Source organism: Ancylobacter sp. IITR112 (assembly GCF_041415945.1).
GTDB lineage: Bacteria > Pseudomonadota > Alphaproteobacteria > Rhizobiales > Xanthobacteraceae > Ancylobacter.
Genome location: NZ_JBGCUS010000003.1, coordinates 88726 through 112243 on the forward strand (window position 1 = coordinate 88726; position 23518 = coordinate 112243).

At 64.4% G+C, this 23518-nt stretch carries 21 protein-coding genes and 1 pseudogene; 8 read left to right on the forward strand and 14 right to left on the reverse strand.

The window, feature by feature from the left end; all coding sequences use genetic code 11:
- Positions 1 to 92 precede the first annotated feature (92 nt).
- A pseudogene (locus AAC979_RS22845) lies at positions 93 to 389 on the forward strand (Ku protein); the annotation flags it as partial.
- Positions 390 to 646: 257 nt separating this feature from the next.
- A protein-coding gene (locus AAC979_RS22850; protein ID WP_371345425.1) for an IS3 family transposase occupies positions 647 to 1782 on the forward strand; the annotation gives its coding sequence in 2 pieces (ribosomal slippage) (positions 647 to 902 and positions 902 to 1782; 1137 coding nt in all).
- Here the strand turns inward: AAC979_RS22850 and AAC979_RS22855 are convergent.
- Positions 1692 to 2438: an autoinducer binding domain-containing protein gene (locus AAC979_RS22855; protein WP_371349283.1), complete on the reverse strand. Its 747-nt coding sequence runs from the start codon at positions 2436 to 2438 to the stop codon at positions 1692 to 1694. The two genes, AAC979_RS22850 and AAC979_RS22855, sit on opposite strands and share 91 nt — an antisense overlap.
- 386 nt (positions 2439 to 2824) lie before the next feature.
- Complete coding sequence (locus AAC979_RS22860) at positions 2825 to 3049, reverse strand: hypothetical protein (protein ID WP_371349284.1); 225 nt, start codon at positions 3047 to 3049, stop codon at positions 2825 to 2827.
- A gap of 123 nt (positions 3050 to 3172) precedes the next feature.
- Here AAC979_RS22860 and AAC979_RS22865 point away from each other — a divergent pair, with 123 nt between their 5' ends.
- From AAC979_RS22865 to AAC979_RS22885, 5 genes are all read left to right on the forward strand, one after another.
- Positions 3173 to 3844, forward strand: coding sequence for a CerR family C-terminal domain-containing protein (locus AAC979_RS22865; protein WP_371349285.1), 672 nt, complete (start codon positions 3173 to 3175; stop codon positions 3842 to 3844).
- A gap of 73 nt (positions 3845 to 3917) precedes the next feature.
- Positions 3918 to 4526, forward strand: a complete 609-nt coding sequence (locus tag AAC979_RS22870) for a hypothetical protein (protein ID WP_371349286.1) — start codon at positions 3918 to 3920, stop codon at positions 4524 to 4526.
- Between the two features lie 50 nt (positions 4527 to 4576).
- A complete protein-coding gene (locus AAC979_RS22875; RefSeq protein ID WP_371349287.1) occupies positions 4577 to 5302 on the forward strand; it encodes a hypothetical protein in 726 nt (241 codons plus the stop codon).
- Positions 5303 to 5372: 70 nt separating this feature from the next.
- Entirely contained in the window at positions 5373 to 5654 is a 282-nt protein-coding gene (locus AAC979_RS22880) for a hypothetical protein (RefSeq protein WP_371349288.1), read from the forward strand.
- 94 nt (positions 5655 to 5748) lie between these two features.
- On the forward strand, positions 5749 to 6162 hold the full coding sequence (locus AAC979_RS22885) for a hypothetical protein (RefSeq protein WP_371349289.1): 414 nt from the start codon (positions 5749 to 5751) through the stop codon (positions 6160 to 6162).
- A 73-nt stretch (positions 6163 to 6235) separates the two neighbouring features.
- Here the strand turns inward: AAC979_RS22885 and arcC are convergent, their stop codons facing one another.
- Genes arcC through arcD form a run of 4 tightly spaced genes read right to left on the reverse strand, consistent with a single transcriptional unit; the run spans position 6236 to position 10857 of the window.
- Entirely contained in the window at positions 6236 to 7141 is a 906-nt protein-coding gene (gene arcC, locus AAC979_RS22890; protein ID WP_371349290.1) for a carbamate kinase, read from the reverse strand.
- 3 nt (positions 7142 to 7144) lie between these two features.
- Entirely contained in the window at positions 7145 to 8146 is a 1002-nt protein-coding gene (gene argF, locus AAC979_RS22895; RefSeq protein ID WP_371349291.1) for an ornithine carbamoyltransferase, read from the reverse strand.
- An 18-nt stretch (positions 8147 to 8164) separates the two neighbouring features.
- Complete coding sequence (locus AAC979_RS22900; RefSeq protein ID WP_371349292.1) at positions 8165 to 9376, reverse strand: arginine deiminase; 1212 nt, start codon at positions 9374 to 9376, stop codon at positions 8165 to 8167.
- 11 nt (positions 9377 to 9387) lie between these two features.
- A complete protein-coding gene (gene arcD / locus AAC979_RS22905; protein ID WP_371349293.1) occupies positions 9388 to 10857 on the reverse strand; it encodes an arginine-ornithine antiporter in 1470 nt (489 codons plus the stop codon).
- A gap of 352 nt (positions 10858 to 11209) precedes the next feature.
- On the opposite strand from arcD, the gene AAC979_RS22910 reads away from it, so the two are divergent.
- On the forward strand, positions 11210 to 11842 hold the full coding sequence (locus AAC979_RS22910) for a TetR/AcrR family transcriptional regulator (protein ID WP_371349294.1): 633 nt from the start codon (positions 11210 to 11212) through the stop codon (positions 11840 to 11842).
- A 163-nt stretch (positions 11843 to 12005) separates the two neighbouring features.
- Here AAC979_RS22910 and AAC979_RS22915 read toward each other — a convergent pair whose 3' ends face one another.
- The 8 genes from AAC979_RS22915 to AAC979_RS22950 all read right to left on the reverse strand — a co-directional run bounded on the left by AAC979_RS22915 (position 12006) and on the right by AAC979_RS22950 (position 23513).
- Positions 12006 to 13046: an AI-2E family transporter gene (locus AAC979_RS22915; protein ID WP_371349295.1), complete on the reverse strand. Its 1041-nt coding sequence runs from the start codon at positions 13044 to 13046 to the stop codon at positions 12006 to 12008.
- Between the two features lie 154 nt (positions 13047 to 13200).
- The gene (locus tag AAC979_RS22920; RefSeq protein ID WP_371349296.1) at positions 13201 to 14841 is read right to left on the reverse strand and encodes a Na+/H+ antiporter; all 1641 of its coding nucleotides are present in this window, start codon (positions 14839 to 14841) and stop codon (positions 13201 to 13203) included.
- Positions 14842 to 14904: 63 nt separating this feature from the next.
- Positions 14905 to 17751, reverse strand: coding sequence for a cation-translocating P-type ATPase (locus tag AAC979_RS22925; RefSeq protein ID WP_371349297.1), 2847 nt, complete (start codon positions 17749 to 17751; stop codon positions 14905 to 14907).
- Between the two features lie 102 nt (positions 17752 to 17853).
- Positions 17854 to 18183, reverse strand: a complete 330-nt coding sequence (locus AAC979_RS22930; RefSeq protein WP_371349298.1) for a P-II family nitrogen regulator — start codon at positions 18181 to 18183, stop codon at positions 17854 to 17856.
- 5 nt (positions 18184 to 18188) lie between these two features.
- Positions 18189 to 18917 (reverse strand): DUF1538 domain-containing protein, encoded by a 729-nt coding sequence (locus AAC979_RS22935; protein ID WP_371349299.1) that lies wholly within the window; start codon positions 18915 to 18917, stop codon positions 18189 to 18191.
- On the reverse strand, positions 18914 to 19648 hold the full coding sequence (locus AAC979_RS22940) for a DUF1538 domain-containing protein (protein WP_371349300.1): 735 nt from the start codon (positions 19646 to 19648) through the stop codon (positions 18914 to 18916). The genes AAC979_RS22935 and AAC979_RS22940 overlap by 4 nt, the downstream gene beginning before the upstream one ends.
- Before the next feature lie 50 nt (positions 19649 to 19698).
- On the reverse strand, positions 19699 to 20352 hold the full coding sequence (locus AAC979_RS22945; protein WP_371349301.1) for a hypothetical protein: 654 nt from the start codon (positions 20350 to 20352) through the stop codon (positions 19699 to 19701).
- Between the two features lie 11 nt (positions 20353 to 20363).
- The gene (locus AAC979_RS22950; protein ID WP_371349302.1) at positions 20364 to 23513 is read right to left on the reverse strand and encodes an efflux RND transporter permease subunit; all 3150 of its coding nucleotides are present in this window, start codon (positions 23511 to 23513) and stop codon (positions 20364 to 20366) included.
- Between the last annotated feature and the right edge of the window lie 5 nt (positions 23514 to 23518).

Consider the following 23518-nt stretch of genomic DNA (forward strand, 5'->3'; position numbering starts at 1 on the left):
CCAACCCTTTGAAGTCGGATTCGTCCCGACCCGGAACCAGAGGCTCGCCGGACCGTTTGTTGACTCGCGCTGGTTGTGTCGGAGTGTGCGTGATGGCGACGGCAAAGGCCAATTGGAAGGGCTTCATCAAGTTCGGAGAGGTCGCCTTCGCCGTCGGCCTTTACACGGCTGCCTCCTCGTCTGAGCGTATCGCCTTCAACACGCTCAACCGCGCGACCGGCAATCGCCGAGAGTTCGTCGACAGCGAGACCGGTGATCCCGTCGAGCGGGAGGAGCAGGTCAAAGGCTACGAGATCAAGAATGGCGACTATGTCGTGCTCGAGCCCGAGGAAGTCGCGGCCGCGATCCCCTATAGCGACAAAACGCTGAAGATCGAGGCGTTCATGCCCAACAGACGCTCCTTTCGATGCTCCTCGACGTGCTGCGTCGTGTCCCATCGGTGCCGGTGGACGGACGAAGGCGGGTCCGCTCAGATGAGCTTGAGCTTCGTGGCGAGAGCCGTTGCCTGGGCCAGGCTTCCCGCATCGAGCGCCTTCCGGGCATTGTTCAGATGGAAGTTCACGGTGGCGAATGACATGCCTGAGGTGGTCCCCGAAATCCGGACAGGGAGTTAAGCTTGGTTCGGCCTGACGGAAGGACGAGCCCGATGACCGGGAAGAGGAAGCGATATTCATCGGATTTCAAGGCGAAGGTGGCCCTGGAGGCACTGCGCGGGGAACAGACGGTGGCCCAGTTGGCGGCGAAGCATGGTCTCCACCAGACCATGATCAACGCTTGGAAGAAGCAGGCCATCGAGGGGATGGCCGCAGTGTTCTCCGGCAAGGCGGAAGCGGCCGACGCCGCCCGCGAGAGCGAGATCGACCAGCTCCATGCCAAGATCGGCCAACTGGTGGTGGAACGGGATTTTTTGCGTCGGGCCTCCGGGCGATGAGCGTGGGGGCAAAACGCGACATGATCGAACCGGATCACCCCCGACTACCGATCACGCGCCAGTGCGCCCTGGTCGGCATCAGCCGGTCGGCTTTCTACGGCGGGCCGCGGATCGAAAGCCCCGAGACTCTTGCCATTATGCGGGCGATCGACGGCCAGTTTCTCGAGACGCCGTGGTACGGCTCGCGGCAAATGGTGCGCCATCTGCGCCGGCAGGGGCACGAGGTTGGGCGCAAGCGTGTGCGGCGCCTCATGGCCCGCATGGGGCTGGCCACCATCTACCAGCGGCCGAAGACCACGGTGCGCCACCCGCAGCACCGCATCTTCCCCTATCTCTTGCGCACCATGGCGATCGAGGAGCCCGACCAGGTCTGGTGCGCCGACATCACTTACATCCCGATGCGGCGCGGATTCCTGTATCTGGTCGCCATCATGGACTGGCACAGCCGCAGGGTTCTCTCCTGGCGGCTCTCCAACACCATGGAGGCCGACTTCTGCATCGAGGCACTGGAGGAGGCCTTGTCCCGGTTCGGGCGGCCGAGCATCTTCAACACCGACCAGGGAAGCCAGTTCACCAGCCCGCGCTTCGCAAAGGTGCTGCTGGACGCTGGCGTGCGGATCTCCATGGATGGCCGCGGCCGGTGGATGGACAACGTGTTCATCGAGCGCCTCTGGCGGTCCCTGAAATACGAGTGCATCTACCTCAACGCCTTCGAGACCGGGTCCGAGGCCCGCGCCGGGATCGGCCGATGGATCACCTACTACAACCGCACGAGGCCCCACTCGGCTCTCGGCGGCAGAACGCCGGAGGAGGTCCACATGGCCTGCGACGGCATCAACAAGGCGGCGTGACACACACCAGAACCAAGCTTAGCGAAGCCGCCAAAATGTCCGGCGAATGGGGACCACCTCATGCCCTCTATCGAAGCGATGTCCTTCATCGTCTTTCCCTCGGCTGACCATTTCAGGCAGAGGGCCTGCTTCGCCTTCAGGTCGATCTCCACGCTGGCCGTCGGTTCCGCATCCTGCTGCTCCATCTTCGCGTGAAGCTGGGCGACCGCCGTCACGGCCGCGATCTGATCGATATCGGTATCCAGGCACAGCGACGGCTTGTGCGATGCCAGCGTCAGCATTGACATATGCCCGAACGCGGCCCTCACTGGGATCGAGATTCCGGACCTGATTCTAAAGTCACCCGCCTCTGAATAGAATCGACGCAGCGACTTGGACAGGGAGCGCGGTGGACCGGCGGCCCATGCAAACGCCTTCATCTGCTCCTTTGCCATGGAGATGACCGGATCGATCTTGGTGTAGTTCTCGGTGAGATATCGGGCCTGCCATTCGGGGGCGTAGTTGGAGACCGCAAAGATGCGCACCGGCTGGACGTTCAGATAGGCATAGCAATCGAAGCCTAGATCCTGCACCAGCTCCGCGAGCGCCTCTTTGAGCGTCTGCTCCGTTTGCGCCAGGGAGGAGACATCGGTCAGCCGTTGGAACCAGGTTCTCATCACATTTACCTCCCTGTCGCATTTGCTCCGGCGTGTTTCCTTAGCCCGGTGGGTTTACCCCCCCGTTCAGGTTCGCAGTGGCAATCAAGGGGCGCTTGCCTTGCATCATCGCGTTCATGGCGACGGTCGGACACGAAACTAGGATTTGGCAACCCACCGGATTGCGCGTCGGGATTCCTTGGGGCCGCGCCAATAGCATTGCGTGCCTCAGATCCCTTCATAAGCTATGCGCTCAGTTGCATTGACTCTACTGCCCGAAATCGCAGACATTGCATGCGCAAGCGGTGAACGGCCAATCCATTCTCAAACGGTCTCTGAGAACATCGTCTCGCCACCTTGCCAGGTTCCCCGATTGTGCGGGACCCCATTGCGCTACCGATTCCGTCTCAATCAGGCGTGGCCGCAAGATTGTATGCTGTTTCCGCACCGGTCTGCAGATGTATTGCTGAGAGTTCGGGGTCGCTTGTGCTCCGCACCAGTTGACGTGCGCCGATCATCGTAGCGACGATCGCGGCAGCCCGTCGCTCGCGTACGATCACTGGCACCTGCGGCAAGCGCTGTGCGACCAGGGTAATGCGATCAGCCAATTTCTCGGCGAAGAGCACACGCATCGCCGTACCGAGAGTTCCGAGCGTTAGAATCAATTCACCATTTGCGAAATATCGCAGCTGTTGATTTAGGTCAATTGAATAGTTCGTTCGAATGATATATTTCCCTCTCGAGGAGCGACGCCGATGAGCCCCCATTCAGCCCCGCCGAGCGGACACGAAGTTCGAAGCGCGAAAACCCGGTCACAGCTGATCGACGCTGCTATCGAGGTGATCGGCGCCGTCGGCTACGAAGGCGCCAGCACCCGCGCGCTGGCGAAGACGGCGAACACCACGCTCTCGGCCATCCCCTATCATTTCGGGGGCAAGAAGGAGCTTTACATCGCCGCGGCCCACATGATCGCGGACTATGCGGCGGGTCGCTTCGGGGAAGCGGTCGCCGTTCTCGAAGACGACCATGTCTCAGACAAGGCTGTCCGCCTGGAGCAGGCGTTCACGAACTTCCTGCAGGTCATCCTGGAGAGTGCCGAGCCGCATTTCTGGACGTCGTTTGTCGCGCGCTGCACCTATGACAACGACGAGGCCTTTACCGTCATCTATGAGCGGGCGATCGCCCCGCTGATTGAGCGCCTTGTCCGGACCGCAGCCGAAATCTCCGATCGCCCCCCCGACGACGAGGCGCTTCGGCTGCGCATCAGCGCGATCGTGATGGCCATCGTCAGCTTCAGGTTTCTTCGCGGCATCATGTTGCGCGCGATGGCGTGGACGGAGATCAGGCCCGGTAGCGTCGATCAGATCGAGGACATGGTTCGCGATCTCTGCCGCGGCGACTTTCTTGCGATCAATCGCGCTCAATGACCGTTCAATCGGTCAGCGACGTCGTACCAATGCCCACAGCGAAAATCCTATTGAACAGGAAAGCAAACACACCATGAGCAACCAATCACAGGCACATGAGACCGTCGCCTGGGCAAAGCAGCGTCTCGACGATGTCGACGCGATCATCTCGGAAGTGGAGAAGACTGCCGGCAAGTTGAAGGACGGTGCCCGTGTGCAAGCCGACGCGGCACTCGCCCGTCTTCAGGCGTCGCGCGCCAAGGTGCAGGATTACTACGACGTGCTGCGGTCGGAGGCCGATGCCGTAAAAGGCGGCGCCGAGGAGGCTCAGCACGCACTCGAAACGGAATGGGTCGAAGTCGAATCCGCCTTCCAGTCTTTCCTGTCCGCCGCAAAGGATCAGGCCGAGACCGTCCGTGGTGTCGTCGTGGCACGTGCCGAAGCCCAGCGCAGATCCTGGGCAGCTTCATTTAATAAGCTGCGCGAGCAGGCGGAAGACGCCGTGGAAAAGGCGCGCGGCGAGTTCGACGCCGCCATCAAGCGGCTGACCGACGAAGCTGAGAAATTCCAGGCGCGCATCGGAGAGGCCAAGGATGCCGGCGACGAATCCTGGACCGCCGTGAAGGCCGGACTGGCCGACGCCAAGGCGGTCCATGACCGTACGATCCAGAAAATCAAGGACGCCCTGTCGAAGGTGCTTTGACTGGAACGCTTCGGACCGTCGCGAGACCAGAAGCTCAAGGAGACAGGAAAATGAAACTTCGACTATTTGTGGCCGGCCTCGCCCTTCTCGGCCAGACCGCGCTGATCACGGCTCCAGCCGCATTCGCGCAGGACGCCGGCTCACAAACCCGGCCCGCCGCTCAGGATGATCCCTCCCTCGCGCGGCAGGCCATCGAATGGTCGAAGGACCGCCTTGCCGAGCTCGATGCCAGCATTGCGATACTGGAGCAGGATGCCGCAAGGCTCCAAGGCGAGGCCAAGGCAAAGGCCGACGCGACGCTGAGAACGCTTCGTGAGCGTCGCGATGCATATCGCGCCAAGGCGGATGGAGCTGTGGCGGGCGCCAAATCCTGGACCGATGCACAGGTCACCGAGGCACGCAGATCGCTCGACGAGAACTGGACCGCATTCCAGACCGCGCGCGACGACTATCTCGACGCGGCGCAAGCCGATCTGGCCACTCGCCGGGCGATCCTGGAAGCCGAGCTCGAGGCCCGTCAGAAGGCATGGCGGAAATCGATCGAACAGCTCAAAACCGACACTGCAAAGCTCGCCGCCGATCAGCGCGCGGCGATCGACGGGCGGATTGCGGCGCTCAATGCCCAGATCGACGGAGCGAAAGCCCGCGTCGCCCGTCTGCAGAATGCTTCCACGGAGGCCTGGGAGACGACGAAGAAAAGCTACGCCGATGCGCAGCAGCTCTTCCTCGATACCTACGCCTCGATCCGCAATTCCATAGAGGACGCAAAAAAATAGTCCCTATGGGCCGGAGGTGGGAGAAAGCGCGCCCGTCTCCCGCCTCCGGCATAACTCAAGGAGAACCCGTATGAGTCTGAAGAGCGAAATCCTGGCACTTCGAGCGGAACTTCGGGCGCAGGCCAACAACACCGCGCCAGCATCGGAAAGTGCGGACACAGGCCACTCTTCCGACAAGCCATCGGTGGGAGCGGCGGATGCTGGCACTGATATCGACACTTTCCTGAAAGCGGTAAATGAGACCCTAGACGAGTTCGCCGACGAACTGGACCGGTTTCCGCGTTTGACGGCGCTTGCCGCACTCGGTCTCGGCTTGGCCGCCGGGATCGTGATCGGACGCCAGCTTCGCTAATAGCTTCCTGCTCCGCTTGAGAGATTAGACGTTTTCTGTTTCGTCCGACAGGTCAACCATGTCCCCTGTAGCGTCTGCGAAACTTTACGGTCGAGTGGCTCTGCTGCGCCGTCAAGTTCTACTTCGGCAACTGATCAGGCGCGCGATCGCGGGCTCCCTGGCAGTTGCCGCTTTCATCGTGACCGCCGGATTTGCGACCTATGCACTGTTTCTGGCGATCAGGGTGCCACTGGGCGAGCTCAACGCGACATTGACAATCGCGGCATTCTATCTCGCCATAGCGCTGATCCTGTTCGCCTACACCTTGCGGGAGCCGCACTCTCCGGAGTTGGACGCATTAGCGGAAATGGAGGCCGCCGCCCTCGAGACGATCTCCGCTGACGCGCAGACCGTGATGCAGATGGTCAACTCCGCCGGCCAACGTGTCGAGAGCTTTGGCAGCAGCCTGACACTCGGCGTCGGCATACTCACCGCGCTTCGTAAGTTGATGGCGTCCCGTAAGACTTGAACACGGGGACAGCCTAACAACGGGCACTAATTCCTAGTGTTCTGAGGCAGGCTTTGAGGTCATTGACGCCGCGCTAAACTTCGATCCAGGTCCCGCGCTCGCGATGCACGATGGCGAGCGCATCGGCGAGCCTCCCGATCGCCGCTGGTTTGCCGGTCTGGGCGGCGAAGTCGGCGGCAGCGGCGATCTTCGGCCCCATCGAGCCGGCCGGAAAGCTACCGGCGGAGATGTCAACCGGGTTCATCTGTAGGATCGGCCGCGCCGCTGGCGTGCCGAAATCGGCATAGACCGCATCGACGTCGGTGAGCAGCAGCAGCATGTCGGCGCCGAGCTGGCGGGCCAGCAGGGCGCTGGCGAAGTCCTTGTCGATCACCGCCTCGACGCCCATCAGGCTGCCGTCGGCGCGCTCGACCACCGGGATGCCGCCGCCGCCGGCGCAGATTACCAGCACGCCGTGCTCGACCAGCAGCGCGATGACCCGCGCCTCCATGATCTCCAGCGGGCGCGGCGAGGCCACCACCCGGCGCCACGCATTGCCGTCCGGCGCCACCTGCCAGCCGCGCTCGGCCGCCAGCCGCCGCGCCGTCGCCTCGTCATAGACCGGCCCGATCGGCTTGGTCGGCCGGCCGAAGGCGGGGTCGTCGGGGGCCACGCGCACCTGGGTGAGCAGGGTGGCGATGAGCCTGTCCTGTGCCAGCGCGCCGAGCTCCTGCTCGATCAGGTAGCCGATCATGCCCTCGCTCTCGGCGCCCAGCACGTCGAGCGGATAGCTGCCATCCGCCGGCCCGGCTGCCGCCTGCAGCGCCAGCAGGCCGACCTGCGGGCCGTTGCCATGGGTGACGATGAGCGAATGCCCGTCGGCGATCAGCCCGGCCAGCGCCTGCGCAGCGTTGCGCACATTGGCGCGCTGGTTCTCGGCGGTCAGCGGCTCGCCCCGCCGCAGCAGCGCGTTCCCGCCGAGCGCGACGACGATGCGCATGGCTCAGCCCCCGATGGTGGCGACGAGGATGGCCTTGATGGTGTGCATGCGGTTTTCCGCCTGGTCGAACACGATGGAGGCGGCGGATTCGAACACCTCCTCCGTCACCTCCATGCAGTCGATGCCGAAGCGCTTGGCGATATCCGCGCCCACTTCGGTCTCGGTGTTGTGGAAGGCGGGCAGGCAGTGCATGAACTTGGCGTAGGGGTTGCCCGTCGCCGCCATCGCCTCGCGCGTCACGCGGTAGGGCGTGAGCAATTGGATGCGCTCGGCCCAGGCGGATTCGTCCTCGCCCATGGAGAGCCAGACGTCGGTGTAGATGAAGTCGGCACCATGGACCGCGTCCTCCATCTTCTCGGTGATGGTGAAGCGCCCGCCGCTCTGCCCCGCGAGAGCGTCGAGATGCTCGATGAAGTCCTGGTCCGGCCAGAGCGAGCGCGGCGCGGCGATCCGCATGTCGATGCCGACCTTGGCGGCGCCGACCGCGAGCGAGCGCGCCACATTGTTGCGGCCGTCGCCGAGGAAGGCGACCTTCATGTCGGAGAGATGCTTGTGGGTGAATTCCCGCATCGTCATGAAGTCGGCGAGCGTCTGGGTCGGATGCGACTCGTCGGTCAGGCCGTTATAGACCGGCACGCCGGCATGCGTGGCGAGTGTCTCGACCAGGGCCTGGCCGAAGCCGCGATACTCGATGGCGTCATAGATGCGCCCGAGCACGCGGGCGGTGTCCTTCATCGATTCCTTGTGGCCGATCTGGCTGCCGCTCGGGCCGAGATAGGTCACATGGGCGCCCTGGTCATAGGCCGCCACCTCGAAGCCGGTGCGGGTTCGGGTGGAGTCCTTCTCGAAGATCAGCGCGATGTTCTTGCGGACGAGGCGCGGCTCCTCGAAGCCGCCGGCCTTGGCGCTCTTCAGCTCGGCGGCGAGGCGCAGCAGGTGGCGGATCTCGGCCGGGGTGAAGTCGTCGAGGGTGAGCACGCTGCGCCCGTGGAGATTGGTCGGCATGGGATGCACTCCGGAGGGTCAGATGGCGTCGCGGACGATCGGGCAGGTCATGCAGTGCCCGCCGCCGCGCCCGCGGCTCAGCTCGGCGCCGTCGATGGTGATGACCTCCACCCCGGCGCGCCGCAGCAGCGTGTTGGTGTAGACGTTGCGGTCATAGCCGATGACCACGCCGGGCTCGACGGCAACGACATTGTTGCCGTCGTCCCACTGCTCGCGCTCGGCCTCGTAGGAATCCCCGCCGGTGGTGACGATGCGCAGCGGCCGGCCGAGGCCCATCGCCTCGCTCACCACGTCGGTGAAGCCGGCGCTCTCCTCGGTCACCTCGACCGCGCCCTCGGCGGAGCCGGGCCGCAGCGAGAAGCTGCGGATGCGGTTGACCACCGGCGGGTAGAGCGTCACCAGATCGCGGTCGCAGAAGGTGAACACGGTGTCGAGATGCATGAAGCTGCGGTCGCGCGGCATCAGCGCCGCCACCACCCGCTCGGCCGTGCCGGTGGCGAACAGCCGGCGCGCCAGCGCGCTCACCGCCTGCGGCGTGGTGCGCTCGCCCATGCCCACCAGCACCACGCCCTTGCCGACCGGCATGACGTCGCCGCCCTCGAGCGTGGCGCCGCCGGGCTCCGAGAGGAAGGAGACGTCCTCGTCGCGGAAGCGCGGATGGAAGCGGTAGATCGCCTCCACATTGGCCGCCTCCGGCCGGCGCGCCGGCCAGTACATGGAGTTGACGTTCACCGCGCCGTAGATCCAGCAGGAGCTGTCGCGGGTGAAGAGCTGGTTCGGCAGCGGCGGCAGCACGAAATCCTCCGGCGCCAGCGCCCGGCCGCTGAGCCCCGTGGGGGTGAAGGGCAGCTCGGCCCGGGCGATGCCGCCGACGAGATAGGTCGACAGCGCCGCCGCCGGCATGGCGTCGAGCCAGCCGCGCAGCTCATCGACGAGGTCCCAGCCGACCACGTCCGGATCGACGCGCCGGTCGAGCAGCCAGCGCCTCGCCTCGCGCAGCTCCATGGTCTCGGCGAGCAGCGTGCCGAGGTCGTGCACGATGACACCGCGCTCGCGCAGCGCGTCGACGAACACGTCGTGCTCCTGGCGAGCCCGCTTCACCCACAGCACGTCGTCGAACAGCAGGGCGCGGCAGTTTTCCGGCGTGAGCCGGCGCAGGCTGAGGTCGGGGCGATGGACGAGCACCTCGCGGAGCTTGCCCACCTCGGAATGAACACCGAGAGCGGTCATGATCGATCCTGTCAGAGCGGGCTGACGGCGCCGGTCCACATCTCGTAGGCGGCGAACAGGCCGACCGCGAGCAGCGCCAGGGCGATCAGCGCCTCGACGGGGTGGAAGGTCCGCTGGCCGGCCTCGCGCCGGGCCCAGATGTAGAAGGGGATGCCGAGCGCATAGAGCACGGCGCACATGAAGAGGTAGGAGGGGCCGGCGGCATAGACCAGCCAGAGCCCGTAGACGGTGGCGAGCAGGCCGAGCAGCAGCGCGCCCGTGCGCCCTTCGCCGGCCTTGTAGCTCTCCCCGGTGAGCGCCAGCTTGGCGGCATAGGCGCCGGAGAAGATGTAGGGCACCAGGATCGCCGCCGAGGCGATGGAGAACAGCGCCTGATAGGTGCTCTGCGCGAACAGCGTGATGACGAGGAAGAGCTGCACCAGCAGGTTGGTGATCAGCAGCGAGGTCGAGGGCACGCCGCGCGCGCTCTCCGCACCGAAGAAGCCCGGCATGGTGCCGTCGCGCGCCGCCACGTGCGGGATCTCGGCCGCCAGCAGCGTCCAGCTCAGGAAGGCGCCGAGCACGGAGACCACCAGCGCGAGATTGATCAGCACCGCGCCCCAGGGGCCAACCACATGCTCCAGCACGCCGGCCATGGAGGGGTTCTTCAGTGCCGCGAGCTCGGGCTGGGTGAGGATGCCGAGCGAGAGCAGCGAGACCAGCGCATAGAGCGCGAGGCAGGTGAGGAAGCCGAGCACGGTGGCCATAGCGATGTCGCGCCGGCGCTCGGCCCGCGCCGAAAACACGCTCGCCCCCTCGATGCCGATGAACACCCACAGCGTGACCAGCATGGTGCTGCGCACCTGGTTGGTGATGCTGCCGAGGTCGGCATTGCCGAGCCCGGTGAAGTCGAGGCTGAACACGTCGATCTTGAACGCCACCGCCACCACGCCGGCGAACAGCACGATCGGCGCGATCTTGGCCACGGTGACGATGAGGTTGACGATCGCCGCCTGCCGCAGGCCGGAGAGGATCAGCGCGTGGATCACCCACAGCATGACCGAGCCGCCGAGCACCGCCTGCCAGGTGTTGCCGTCGCCGAAGGCCGGGAAGAAATAGGACAGCGCGCTGAACACCACCACGGCGTAGGAGACGTTGCCGACCCAGGCGCTGATCCAGTAGCCCCAGGCGCTGTTGAAGCCGACGAAGGGACCGAAGCCCGCCTTGGCATAGGCATAGGGGCCGGCGTCCAGCTCGGGCTTGCGGGTGGCGAGCGACTGATAGACGAACACCAGCGCCAGCATGCCCACCGCGGTGATCGCCCAGCCGATGAGGATGGCCAGCGGCCCGGCGCCGACCGCCATGTTCTGCGGCAGGCTGAACACGCCCGAGCCGACCATGGAACCGATGACGAGTGCGGTAAGTGCGCCCAGCCGAAGCTTTTGTCCGGCGGACGGTGCTGCCGCGACGGGCGCGGTTGCGTCGAAATCCCTTGCGACCATGGCGCGTTCTCCGGGAAGCCCTACGCTGGGCCTGGAAGATTTCAGGCGAGACATCGACCGAGGTCGCTGCCCAAGCACGAAGCTGGCGGTCGCGAGGCGGAAACAGAATGCACCAACTGGCGCGTGAAATCCGCAAGTCGCACTCGCGATTCCTACAGAACTTATCGCGAATGAAGACTACCGCTTTGATTTGAGTCAACAAATGATGATTAAGACAATTTGCTAGTCGCCCTAGAAAAGGCGGGAAGATATTGTCTCTGCTATGAACGGAAGTTCTTAGTCATCACCCGTTGACTTGTCGAGTGAGGCAACGCCATTTCCACGCCGACGTCAACCCCTACCGCGAGTGAAAATGCCGAAGATCGCCATCGACGCCCGCCCCGACGACACCACGCGCGAGCGCATCCTCAAGGCTGCCATGCTGCGCTTCTCGACCCATTCTTACGAGGAGACAGGGTTGCGAGATCTGGCTGCGGATGTCGGCGTCGATTCCGCCTATGTGCACCGCTGCTTCGGCTCGAAGGAGAAGCTGTTTTATGAGGCGGTGAAGGCGACGCTGCAGCCCGAGCGCATCTTCGCTGGCGAGGCGAGTGATCTTTCCTTCACTCTGGCCAAGGAGGTTATGGTGGAGCGCGGCGCCAACGAGATACGTCCGCTCGATATTGTCATTCGCTCCTTTTCCAGCCCCGACGCCTCGCGCGTGCTCCGCGACCTCTTAATGGAGGATTTTATTGCACCGCTCACTAAAAAGCGCCGGTCATTGTCGCCGCAGGGTGCAGCGCTGATTGGCGCGTTCCTGGCTGGAGTCGGAATCCTTCGCGATGTTATCCGCGCCGATCCCCTGATGGAAGGCGAGGGGGGCGAGGTCGAGAAGATCATCGCGCGAACCATTAGCGGGCTCATGAGTGGCGATCCGAATGACAGACAGGAGGTGCCCGTCCGGCCCGTTGCGGAGAATAGGCCGCGGCAAAGAAGGCCCCAATGACTGCTCCGCTCTTCGCCCGGGCGCCGAGAGTGCAAGCAGATCCGACGATGCACGGCATGCCTGTCATTTGCTTCGGTTTAACCGTCCCGCTCGGCGGCGGGCAGCCGATCGACCGTCTAGACGTCGATCTTCTGCAGGCACGTGCGCGCCACAACCCATTCTCTCAGATATGCGGCTGATCATCGATAAAAAGCGACCAAACCGCGATAAACATGGCCGCGATCAGCGGGCCGACCACAAAGCCGTTCATCCCGATCAACGAAATACCGCCGATCGTCGAGATCAGGACAGCATAGTCCGGCAGACGCGTTCCTTTTCCCACGAGCGGGGGCCGTAGCACATTGTCGATCGTGCTGATGATCAGAGTGCCGACGGCCAGCAGTATCAGCCCCTTCACATAGGATCCGGACAATAGGAGATAGATTGCGGCGGGCGCCCATACCAACGCGGCTCCGATTGCCGGGAGGAGGGAAAACGCGCCCATAAGCACCCCCCACAACAGCGCGGCTTCTATGCCCAGTGCCCAGAAGGCGATCCCGCCGATCCCACCTTGAATTGCCGCAATGATCACACTGCCCTGGATCGTCGCCTTCACGACGGAGACGAATTTCTCGAGGATATGGTTCGTGTGGCGTGGATTGAGAGGGCTTCCGTCGCGGATAATACGCGTGAGGTCACCCCCGTCCCGGAGCAGAAAAAACAGCAGATACAGCATGATGCCGAAGCTGACGAACAACTCGGCCGTATTCTGCCCGATGCTGAGCGCGCGGGAAGCGAGCGATTGGCTGACCTGCATCAGCCACGATGCCAGCCGGCCCTGCAATTCGGCGAAATCGCCCAGATCAAACCTCTGGAGCAGATCGAGGACGAAGGGAGGTAGCGCCGCCTGAAGCTGCGCGAGGATGACGGCCGGGTCGTGCTGGTTGGCATTGATCCGGTTGTAAAGGCCGGTCGCCTCCCGGGCGAGCGATGCCAGGATCAGCGAGACCGGAACGACCGCCATGCCGATGCACGCAAGCACGCTGATCGCGGCGGCCAGATTGCGGCGCTGGCCCAGCCATGCGACGAGCTTCAACTGCAAGGGATTGAAGAGGATCGCCAGGATGATGGCCCATAGGATGGCGCCGTAATAGGGCAGCAGGAGCCAGATCATCGCCACCGTCACGATGACGATGACGGCGATGAAGCTCAAGGTCTCGATCATCTCTCGTTGCATCGGACGGAACTCAACTCCAGCACCGCGCCCCTATTCGGGGTCCCACGCGGACACTGACGCCATAGCCGGAATCCGCAATCCTTCGTTCGTCTTCTTGTACCGGCGATCTGCCGATGGCCTCGAAAAGGAACGGAAGCGACGATCAACCGCTCGCGAACCTCGCCTCGATCAGGTCGAGCTCCCGGACGAGCTTGCGCGCCATATCGTCCGAGACCCGCCTTTTCCTCGCCAGCCGATAATACATATCGCGCTCGGCGCGGATGCCCGAGAGACGCAATTCGCGTTCGATATGGTCGACCTTGCGGATGAGATCGGCTTCGTCTCTGCTCTTGGAGCCCCGGTCGATGCGCTGGCGGTAGAGTTCCATGATGCGGGCGCCGGCGTCCGCATAGAGATCCGCGTCGCTGCGTCCTTCTCCGAGAGCGTGCTGTGCCTGCTCGATCGACCTGATCGCGGCTCTGGCGGCGACGAGCCGCGCCCGATCTTCCTCAGCCCGTTGGGACGGCTCCGGCGGCAGCGCGAGGCCCTTGAGGAGAACCGGCAGCCCGAGGCTCGCGGCTACCAGCGAAACGATGATGACGCCGGCGGCGAGCAGAATGGCGAGGTCGCGGGCCGGGAAGGCGGACCCGTCATTCAGGGTGAGCGGCAGGGTAAGCACGCCGGCAAGCGTGACGGCACCACGCACGCCGGCAAGCGACGTCGCAGCGACCAGCCGCCAGCTCGGCCTCTGTATCGCCTGCCCCCTGCGAGCCGCCCGGTAAAGCGTGAAACGCAGCGACACCCACACCCACAGGAACCGCAACGCGGCAAGCGCCGCATTGATGGCGATGATGTAGACGACAAGCCAGACCGGCTCATGATGCCCGGTCTGGCTCACCACCTGCGCCGCACCGGCGAGGATGGTAGGCAGTTGCTCGCCGAGGAGCACGAAGATCACGCCATTGGCCGCGAACTGGATGGTATCCCAGAACGCCGTTCGGCGCATGCGGGTGGTGGCGAGCGCTTGGCCCGTCTGCTCCGAATAGCTCATGGTGATGCCGGCGCCGACCGCAGCAAGGATACCCGAGCAATGCAGACGCTCGGCCAGAAGGTAGGCGCCGAAGGGGATCAGCAAGCTTATCAGGATCTGCGAGCCGGTCTCCTCGCCGAGCCGGCGCGAGATCCAGCCCTTGGCATAGGTCACACCCGAGGTGACGGCGACGCCGATCGCTACGCCGCCGATAGCGACCCAGAGGAAGGTGCCAACGGCGTCGACGAGCGAGAACGTGCCGGTCAACGCCGCGACGACAGCGAAGCGCATGCAAACGAGGCCCGAGGCGTCGTTGAGGAGGGATTCGCCTTCCAATATGTGCATGAGGCGACTGGGAATCGGCACCCGCGCGGCGATCGCGGACACGGCGATCGGATCGGTCGGCGACACGATGGCGGCAAGCGCGAAGGCGACCGCCAGCGGCATGGCCGGGATCATCCAGTTGATGAGAAAACCGACGCCGATCACAGTCAAGACGACTAGCCCCAGCGCCAGCTCGAGGATTGTACCTTTGTCGTGGAACAAGCCTTCCTTTGGAATGCGCCAGCCATCGAGGAACAGGAGCGGAGGAAGGAAGAGGAGGAAGAAGATCTCGGGCTTCAGCTCGACTCCGAGGTCGGCTACCGAGGCGATGAAGGCACCGAGCGCGATCTGCACCAGCGGTAGCGGCACCGGCACAGGAAGAGCGCGGGTCAAGGAGCCACTGACGACCACGGTTAGCAAGAGAATCAACGCGACAGTGACGGAGTTCATGTGGGTCTTGCCAAGCCTCGGTGCAGCGACGGGAACAGGGCGGAGAAGCCGGGCGAGCACGTATTACGCACCTTTTCGCCCCCATAAGCCGACACCGATATCGCCCCAGGGCAGACTGCTCATCACGGCCTTCTCCATTTCGCGCAACCACAGCACCGAGCTTGCGACCGCAGCGCAGAAAAACCAGTCGCCGGCACTGAGTGCGACGGTGGAGAACGCATCCTGAAGAACTGGCGTGTAGATCACGACGGCATGGAGCAGCAGCGAGACGACCACGGCGACCAGAAGCCACCGGTTGCGGAACGGACGATGAAGGGCGCTGCTCTCGTCGGAACGCGCATTGAAAACGTTGAAGAGTTGGAACATGACGAGTGTGGTGAAAGCCATCGTCTGGCCGTAGGCTATCGTGCCCGATCCCTCGATCCAACCGCCGGGAAGCGCGGCGTCGAGCACGATGAGCGTGCCGGTCGCCATGATCGCGCCTACGAAGATGATCCCGGCCCACATCCGGCCGGTGATGACGCCCTCGCCATGCGGACGGGGCGGGTGGCGCATCACGTCGTCATCCGCCGGGTCGACGCCGATGGCGAGCGCCGGCGCCCCGTCGGTGACGAGATTGATCCAGAGGATCTGCGTCGCCAGCAGCGGCAACGCCACATTGCCCGTCGCGGCGGTCGAGAGCCCAATCGCCTCGGCAAGCAGCACGCCGAAGAACATCGTCATGACCTCGCCGATGTTTGAGGAGAGGAGATAGCGCAGGAACTTGCGAATGTTGGAGAAGATCGCCCGGCCCTCCCCGACGGCGGCGACGATGGTGGCGAAATTATCGTCTGCCAGCACCATGTCCGCCGCCTCCTTGGAGACGTCGGTGCCGGTGATCCCCATCGCGATGCCGATGTCGGCCGCCTTCAGCGCCGGCGCGTCGTTGACACCATCGCCGGTCATGGCAACCGTCTCGCCGCCGCGCTGGAGCGCCCTGACGATCCTGAGCTTGTGCTCGGGATTGACGCGGGCATAGACCGAGACCACCCGGACAGTACGGTCGAGATCCTCGTCGCTCATGTGCTGGAGCTGCGCGCCGGTGACCGCGCGGCCCTCTCCGGCGATACCGAGCTCTCCCGCGATGACGGCCGCCGTCTTGGGATGGTCGCCGGTGATCATGATGGAGCGGATGCCGGCGGCCCGCGCCCGCGCCACTGCCTCGTGTGCTTCCGGCCGCGGCGGGTCGATCATACCGATCAGTCCGATGAAGACGAGGTCACGCTCGGCCTCCTCCTTGAAAGCATCGGCCTCCCGTCCCTCGGCCGGCAGCGAGCGGAACGCGACACCGAGCGTGCGCAGCGCCTCCTCGGCGAGCGCGTCGTTGCCGGCCATGATCTCGGCCCGGCGCGCGTCGGTCAGCGCGACATCCTCCTCGCCGACAAGTTCGTGGGTGCAGTGCGCAAGAAGTACGTCCGGGGCGCCCTTGGTCACCATGATCAGGCGCTCGGGCCGCTCCGCGTCGGTGTGGATCGTGCTCATCAGCTTGCGTTCGGAGGAGAACGGCAGCTCGCCGACCCGACCGAAGCGGGCATCGAGCTTTGCCTGCTGCAATCCGGCCTTGCGGGCGGCGGCGATGAGCGCACCCTCCGTCGGGTCGCCCTGAACCATCCACCCGTCGTCGCCCTCGCGCAGCACCGCATTGTTGGCGCGTTCTGCCGCCGTCAATGCGCGGACCAATTCGAGCTGGACCCGCTCGCCGGACCCGCCTCTCCCCACCAGCTCCACCTCGCCATGGGGCGCGTAGCCGGTTCCCGACAGGTTCGCGCGGCCGCTCGCCGTTACCACCCGGCGCACCGTCATCTCGTTCTTCGTCAGGGTACCGGTCTTGTCGGAAGCGATGACAGTCGCCGAGCCCAGCGTCTCGACCGCCGACAGACGGCGGATGATCGCCCGGTTTCGGGCCATGCGTTGCATGCCGACCGACAGCACGGCGGTGACCACCGCCGGCAATCCCTCCGGGACCGCGGCGACTGCGAGCGCGACGCCGAGGATGAGCACCTCGAAGACCTCGGAGAAGGTCCGGATGTCCTCGACCAGGAAGATGGTGCCGATCATCGCCACCGCGATGACGACGACGATGAGCGCCAGCACCTTGCCGACCCGATCGAGCTCCCGCTGCAGCGGGGTGACTTCGTTCGGCGCCTTCTCCAGCATGCCGGCGATCTGGCCCATTGTGGTGCGCATGCCGGTCGCGGTCACGACCGCGGTGCCGTGCCCGTAGACCGCCGTCGTCCCGCTGAAGACCATATTGTGCCGGTCGCCAAGATCGGCCGCGCCGGGGATCGCGACGATGTCCTTCAGGACCGGCACACTCTCGCCGGTCAGCGCCGCCTCGACCGTCTGCAGCGCCGTCGACTGGATCAGCCGCGCATCGGCCGGGATGGTATCGCCTTCGGTGAGGACGATGATGTCGCCAGGCACGAGATCGGCCGCCGGAAGGCTCTGCCGGACGCCGCCGCGGACGACGTTGGAGCGGGTGGCGGAGATTTGCCGCAGGGCCGCCGCCGCGCGCTCCGCCCTAGCCTCCTGGATATAGCCCATCAGGGCGTTGAGGATCACGATCGCAAAGATCGCCAGGGCCTCGTAGGGGACAGGCGCGTCGCCCTCATAGAGCCAGATCGCCGCGGAGATCAGCGCCGCGACAAGCAGGAGCAGCACCAGCATGTCGGTGAACTGGTCGAGGAACTTCAGCCATTGCGGGCGAGGCGGTGCGACGTCGAGCTCGTTGGCGCCATATTGCGCCAGACGGCGCTTCGCCTCGGCCGGATCGAGACCGGTGCGGGGCTTGCTCCCGAGGGCGGCAAGGACCTGTTCGGCGGGGTGCCGGTAGGGATCGTCAATCGTCGGATGGGCAGAGGTGGCGGGCATGGCGTCAGACGGCGTCCTTGGCTTTTCGTGTCGTGATCCACGCCGGCTCGCGCCAACCGGCCTGAAGGCGCCGATAGGAACGGCGTGCAGCATCGGAGGTGGTTAGGGCGCAGGGCCTTCAACCAGATGGACGATGCCCGTCACGGCCTCCACCGGCACGATGAAAGCAAGGCCATTGCCGGGCACGGTGAGCTCCGCCGCTTGGACGATCTCCTGAAGCATCGTTTCCTTCAATTCCTCGTCGATCACCGTCAGGACGATCTCCTTCTCCGGTTCGATCTGGATGCCGAAGACGCGCTGCTGCTCGTTGCGGCCGATGCCACGCCCGAACAGCACCGTGCCGCCGTGGGCGCCGACGTCCATCGTGGCCTTCAGCACCGTATCGCCCCATCCCTTGCGGACGATGCTGACGATGAGGCACGGGTTCTGCATGTCCCCTACTCCTTGATAGAGCTCTTCAGCTGGACGAGAAATCCAAGTGCCATGACCGATGTGATCGGCGCGAGCGCGATCAGCGCCACGAAGCCGAAGCCGTGAACGACGGGATCCTGGTCGCCAATCGCCGCGGACGCGCCGAGGGCAAGGGCCAGAAGGAAACTGTTGGCGAGCGGTCCGGTCGCGACACCGCCGGCATCCGCGGCGATCATGACGAAGTCCCTGTCGCTGAACCACATAAGGACGATGACCAGGAGATAGCCGGGAACTAACAGATAGAGGAGCGGAATCCCATAGGCGATCCGCAGCATGCCGAGGCCGACCCAGACAGCGACGCCGATGCAGACGGCATACAGCACAAGCCGGCCTCGGATCGAGCCGCTCGAGGCTTCTTCCACCTGACGGGCGAGGATACGCACCGCCGGCTCCCCCCATGCCGTGAGCAACCCGAGCAGGAGCCCGGCCAGCACGAAGAGCCACGTCTCTTCCAGCCTGCCGAGGGCCGCGCCCACCGCCCGGCCGAACGGCAGGAAACCGATGCCGATGCCAAGCAGGAACAGGAACAGCCCGACCGCCGCGATCACCGTCCCCTTGAGGATATCGGCGACCTCCCGCAGCGGCAATTTGAGCAGGAAGACCTGAAAGAGCAGGAAGAGCACGCAAAGCGGGATAATGGCGACCACCACGCTCACGCCCGTGCTTTCGATCTCCGCGATCCATTCCCCGGTCATCGCTGCATGATCCCCATCAGCAGCACGATGATGATCGGGCCGACGGAGGCGAAACCGAGGAGCCCGAAGCCGTCGGACACCGCCGAGCGGCCCGCGAGCACCGAGCTCATGCCCACCGCCAGGGCGATCAGTACCGGGGCCGAAAGCACGCCCGTTGTCACGCTGCCTGCATCGAAGGCCAGGGGAACGATCGCCGCCGGTGACACCAGGGACAGAGCTATGACGAGCCCGTAAGCTGCCGCCAGCATGACCCGCATCGACCAGCCGAGGATCGTCCGCACGATCGCCATGGCAGCGAACAGGGCGACACCGAATGCAATGAGCACGACGGCCGCGCCCCCCGACGCGGCACCAGCGAGCGCCTCGACCTGGCTGGCGAGAACGAGCACATCGGGTTCCGCCACGGTTGTCGCGAAGGCAAGGGCGAACGTCACCGCGGCGACCAGCGCGACCGATCCCTTCTTCGGCATCTCGGCGCCCACGAAGCGGCCCATGGGCAGAATCCCGAGATCGATTCCCACAAAGAGCAGCATCATGCCCACGACCGTGAGGGCAGAACCGGCGAGAAACTGCAGGAACAGATCTGTTGGAGCCTGCACGATTGCGACCTGCAGCACGCAGATCATTCCGACAAGAGGCGCGACGGCTTTGAGTACGTCGACTAGCCTGCCTCTCAACGATATCCACATGACGTCGCCGCTCCGTCTTCCTGGCGTTGTCGATACCCGCATCTGTGATTGCCCGGCCTCCGCAATATCGCGCGCCCGGCAGGGTATCGTAGCTATTCTGCCGGCCTTCGCAGCGAGTAGCCAAAACGAGCGATCGACACGCCATACATCGAAAGATCGACACACAGAACGATATCGGGATCGATCCGCATGGCCGCGACACGCGTGGCCACGAGCCAGACCACACAGAACAGTCCGGTGCCAGCCCCGGCCGTGAGCCATACCCTCCCGTTGTCATTGGCGCAGGTTGTGCCGAGCCATAGGCGCAAAAGCGCGGAAACGAGAAAAACCGTGCAGAACAGGACGAAGCTTTCGGTTGGAACCAGCCCGGGCTGCCCCGACAGGAGGACGCCGAGCCCTGTATAGATGAGCCCGACCATGATCCAGTCGAGGTAGAAAGCTGGCCTGGCGATGCGGAAAATCCCGATACTGAGCAACGCGCCTCCGAAGATCGCCGCAATGCCGGGGATGTAATCGGGAATCCAATTGCCGAAGACGAGATGTGCCAAGCCCAGCGCCGCTGACGTGATCAGCATCGCGCCAAGCACAACAATGCGTCGCGGGTCGGAGGGGTTGGGAAAACGTCGAGCAGATCGTTTGCGGCCCGCCGCGGCGGCGGCCTGACAGAATTCGAGAAGGCCCGGGAAGCGCTTCTGGAAGATTGCGCGTCCGGGACGATGAGCGATGAGGCGTGAGCGTTTGGACAACGCTTCTCTCCTTACGCGTCATGAGAAGGGGAGAGGACGGTATGCTTGGACTTGAACAGGCCCTTGATCTTCTCGCGCAGCGTCTGGAAGGTCACGTAGAGCATCGGAATCAGGACAATGCCGAGCGTGCTCGACGCGATCATGCCCATGAAGACGGGTGTGCTCACATTCTGACGCGCCAGCATCGAGGCACCGTTCGCCCAGACCAGCGGGACAAGACCGAGGATGAAGGCGATGGAGGTCATCATCACGGCGCGGAAGCGCAGCCGCGCACCCATCTCCGCCGCATCGCGGATGCTCAGCCCGCGCTCGCGCTGCTCCTTGGCGAACTCGACGATGAGGATACCGTTCTTCGCCGCCAGGGCGATCAGAACGACGAGGCCGATCTGACCGTAAAGGTCGAGCGTAAGGTGCCACCAGACGATAGCGGCAAACGCCCCGAGCACACCGACGATCACGGACAGCAGCACGGGAACCGGGATCATCCAGCTCTCATAGAGCGCGACGAGGAAGAGATAGGCAAAGAGCAGCGCCAGTCCCAGGATGATTCCGGTCTGACCGCCGGCCTGCTGCTCCTGGTAGGACGTTCCGGTCCATTCGAGGGCATAACCGGCCGGCAACACCCTCGCTGCGAGCGACTGAAATGCCTGCATGGCGTCGCCGGACGAGACGCCCGGAGCAGGCGAGCCGTTGATCGTGACGGCACGGTAGTTGTTGTAGCGGGTGATGACGCCGGGACCCACCATGGTCTTGAGCTCGGCGATCGCCTGGAGCGGCACCATGTTGCCGCCCCCGCTGCGAACATAGATGTTCCACAGCGCGGGAATGTCGCGGCGGTTGTCCACGTCCCCCTGCACCTGCACCTGCCAGGTGCGCCCGAAAAGATTGAAGTTGTTGACGTAGGAGCCGCCGAGCGTCGCCTGCAGAGCAGAGAAGATGTCGTTGATGCCGAGCCCGAGCGCCTGGGCCTTCTCCCGGTCAATGTCGAGATAGAGCGAAGGAGCGTTGGCGGCATAGGTGGTGAAGACGCGGCTTAGCGACGGGTCCTGGTTTGCGGCGCCGACGAGCGCATTGGCGACGCTGCCCATAGTGGCGGGGTCGGCACCCTCCAGGGAATTCACCATCGCCTCGAAGCCCCCGCCGGTGGACAGGCCGATCACCGGCGGCAGATTAAATGGCAGGATCATGGCCGACCGGATCTGCTGGACGCTGCCGAACACCTGCGCAACGAGGACCTGCACCTTGTCGCTGGCGGCCTTGCGGTCCGCAAACGGTTTCAACTGTGCGATCATCAGGGCGCTGTTGCTTGCCGAATAGCTGTCGAGAAGGGAATAGCCCACGACGGAGGTGACGTTGGCGATTTGAGGAAGTCCCTCGAGCAGCTTCTCGACCTCGCGCACCGCTTCGCTTGTGCGGGCAACCGAGGCGCCGTCCGGCAATTGTATATTGATGAAAAAGGCGCCTTGGTCCTCCTCCGGCAGGAAACCGCTCGGCGTCACCCTCGACAGACCGAAGATCGCGAAGGCGCACAGGCCAACGACGGCGATGGACAGGATGGAAACCCGCAGCGTCTTGCGAACAATGAAGGCGTAGCCGTCGCGCAGACCGTCGATCCGCCGGCTGATCCAGCCCATTATGCCGCGCTTCTCGCCGCCATGGCGCAGGAATACCGCGCAAAGTGCAGGCGACAGCGTCAACGCATTGAGAGCGGATATCAGCATGGCGACGCTGATCGTCACCGCGAATTGCCGGAACAGCTCGCCGGAAATGCCGGGAATGAAGCCGACGGGCACGAACACCGAAAGCAGCACAAGGGTGATCGCGATGATCGGTGCCGTCACCTGCGCCATAGCCTTCTTGGTGGCGTCGACGGGCGATAGGTCCGGCTCCTCCTCCATCACACGCTCGACGTTCTCCACCACCACGATGGCGTCGTCGACAACGATGCCGATGGCGAGCACGAGGGCCAGAAGCGAAACGGTGTTGACCGAATAGCCGAGGGCGATCAGCGCGGCAAAAGTACCGATGATGGACACCGGAACCGCGATGACCGGGATGAGCGTCGCCCTGAGGTTCCCCAGGAAGATGAAAACCACGACAGCGACGAGGATGAAGGCCTCGATCAGGGTTTGCACCACCGCATTGATGGTGTCGTAGACGAAGTCGGTCGAGTCATACATGACCTCGGCCTTTAGCCCTTCGGGCATGCGGGACTGCAGGACGTCCAGCTTGGCCTTGATGGCCTCGGCGGTGGTGAGCGCATTGGCACCGGGGGCCAGGTAGAGGCCGATGGCAACCGCTGGTTTGCCGTTCCGCCGGCTGAGGGCATCCTCGTTCTGCGCTCCGAGCTCGATGCGGGCGACGTCCCTGACCTTGAGGACCGAGCCGTCCGGATTGGCACGCAGCACGATGTCGCCGAACTCCTGCGGCGTGGTCAGGCGGCCCTGGGTCTGGACGTTCAACTGGAATTGCTGGTCATCAGGGACGGGCCGTGCGCCGATACGGCCGACCGGCGCCTGGACGTTCTGAGCACCGATGGCCGAAACGACGTCCGACGGCACCAGCCCAAGGCTTGTCAGGCGCTCGACATCGAACCAGATTCGCATCGAGTAGTTCATCCGGCCGAACAGCGCCGCCGAGCCGACGCCCGGCGTGCGCGCTAGTTCGTCGAGGACATTGATGGTGCCGTAATTCGTCATGAACAGCATGTCGTGACGGTCGTCGGAACTGCTCAGAGTGACGAACTGGAGGATCGAGGACGATCTTTTTTGCACCGTCACGCCGGTTGCCTGTACCTCCGCAGGAAGTTGAGACAGTGCCGTCTGGACGCGATTGTTGACATTGACGGTGTTGATGTCGGCATCGGTGCCAAGGGCGAAGCTGACGGTGAGCGTATATGTACCGTCATTGCCGCTGGTGCTCTTCATGTAGAGCGCCTTGTCGACGCCGACGACCTTCGATTCGATCGGCTGGGCAACGGTTGCCTCCAGCACCTCGGCAGAGGCGCCGGGATAGTTTGCGGTTACCTGCACTTGCGGGGGCACGATGTCAGGCAGTTGCGCGACCGGAATACGGGTCAGGGCGAGCGCCCCGGCCAGTGAGATGACGATCGCGATGACGATGGCCAGACGAGGGCGATCAATGAAGACGTTCGAGATCATTCCGG

Bases quoted from the DNA above. Each gene is read 5' to 3' on its own strand.
- AAC979_RS22865 (WP_371349285.1), top strand. From the start codon at position 3,173: ATGAGCCCCCATTCAGCCCCGCCGAGCGGACACGAAGTTCGAAGCGCG.
- AAC979_RS22880 (WP_371349288.1), top strand. From the start codon at position 5,373: ATGAGTCTGAAGAGCGAAATCCTGGCACTTCGAGCGGAACTTCGGGCG.
- AAC979_RS22920 (WP_371349296.1), bottom strand. From the start codon at position 14,841: ATGAACTCCGTCACTGTCGCGTTGATTCTCTTGCTAACCGTGGTCGTC.
- arcD (WP_371349293.1), bottom strand. From the start codon at position 10,857: ATGGTCGCAAGGGATTTCGACGCAACCGCGCCCGTCGCGGCAGCACCG.
- AAC979_RS22910 (WP_371349294.1), top strand. From the start codon at position 11,210: ATGCCGAAGATCGCCATCGACGCCCGCCCCGACGACACCACGCGCGAG.
- AAC979_RS22935 (WP_371349299.1), bottom strand. From the start codon at position 18,917: ATGACCGGGGAATGGATCGCGGAGATCGAAAGCACGGGCGTGAGCGTG.
- arcC (WP_371349290.1), bottom strand. From the start codon at position 7,141: ATGCGCATCGTCGTCGCGCTCGGCGGGAACGCGCTGCTGCGGCGGGGC.
- AAC979_RS22900 (WP_371349292.1), bottom strand. From the start codon at position 9,376: ATGACCGCTCTCGGTGTTCATTCCGAGGTGGGCAAGCTCCGCGAGGTG.
- AAC979_RS22925 (WP_371349297.1), bottom strand. From the start codon at position 17,751: ATGCCCGCCACCTCTGCCCATCCGACGATTGACGATCCCTACCGGCAC.
- AAC979_RS22915 (WP_371349295.1), bottom strand. From the start codon at position 13,046: ATGATCGAGACCTTGAGCTTCATCGCCGTCATCGTCATCGTGACGGTG.
- AAC979_RS22875 (WP_371349287.1), top strand. From the start codon at position 4,577: ATGAAACTTCGACTATTTGTGGCCGGCCTCGCCCTTCTCGGCCAGACC.
- AAC979_RS22860 (WP_371349284.1), bottom strand. From the start codon at position 3,049: ATGCGTGTGCTCTTCGCCGAGAAATTGGCTGATCGCATTACCCTGGTC.
- AAC979_RS22870 (WP_371349286.1), top strand. From the start codon at position 3,918: ATGAGCAACCAATCACAGGCACATGAGACCGTCGCCTGGGCAAAGCAG.
- AAC979_RS22950 (WP_371349302.1), bottom strand. From the start codon at position 23,513: ATGATCTCGAACGTCTTCATTGATCGCCCTCGTCTGGCCATCGTCATC.
- AAC979_RS22930 (WP_371349298.1), bottom strand. From the start codon at position 18,183: ATGCAGAACCCGTGCCTCATCGTCAGCATCGTCCGCAAGGGATGGGGC.
- argF (WP_371349291.1), bottom strand. From the start codon at position 8,146: ATGCCGACCAATCTCCACGGGCGCAGCGTGCTCACCCTCGACGACTTC.
- AAC979_RS22940 (WP_371349300.1), bottom strand. From the start codon at position 19,648: ATGCGGGTATCGACAACGCCAGGAAGACGGAGCGGCGACGTCATGTGG.
- AAC979_RS22855 (WP_371349283.1), bottom strand. From the start codon at position 2,438: ATGAGAACCTGGTTCCAACGGCTGACCGATGTCTCCTCCCTGGCGCAA.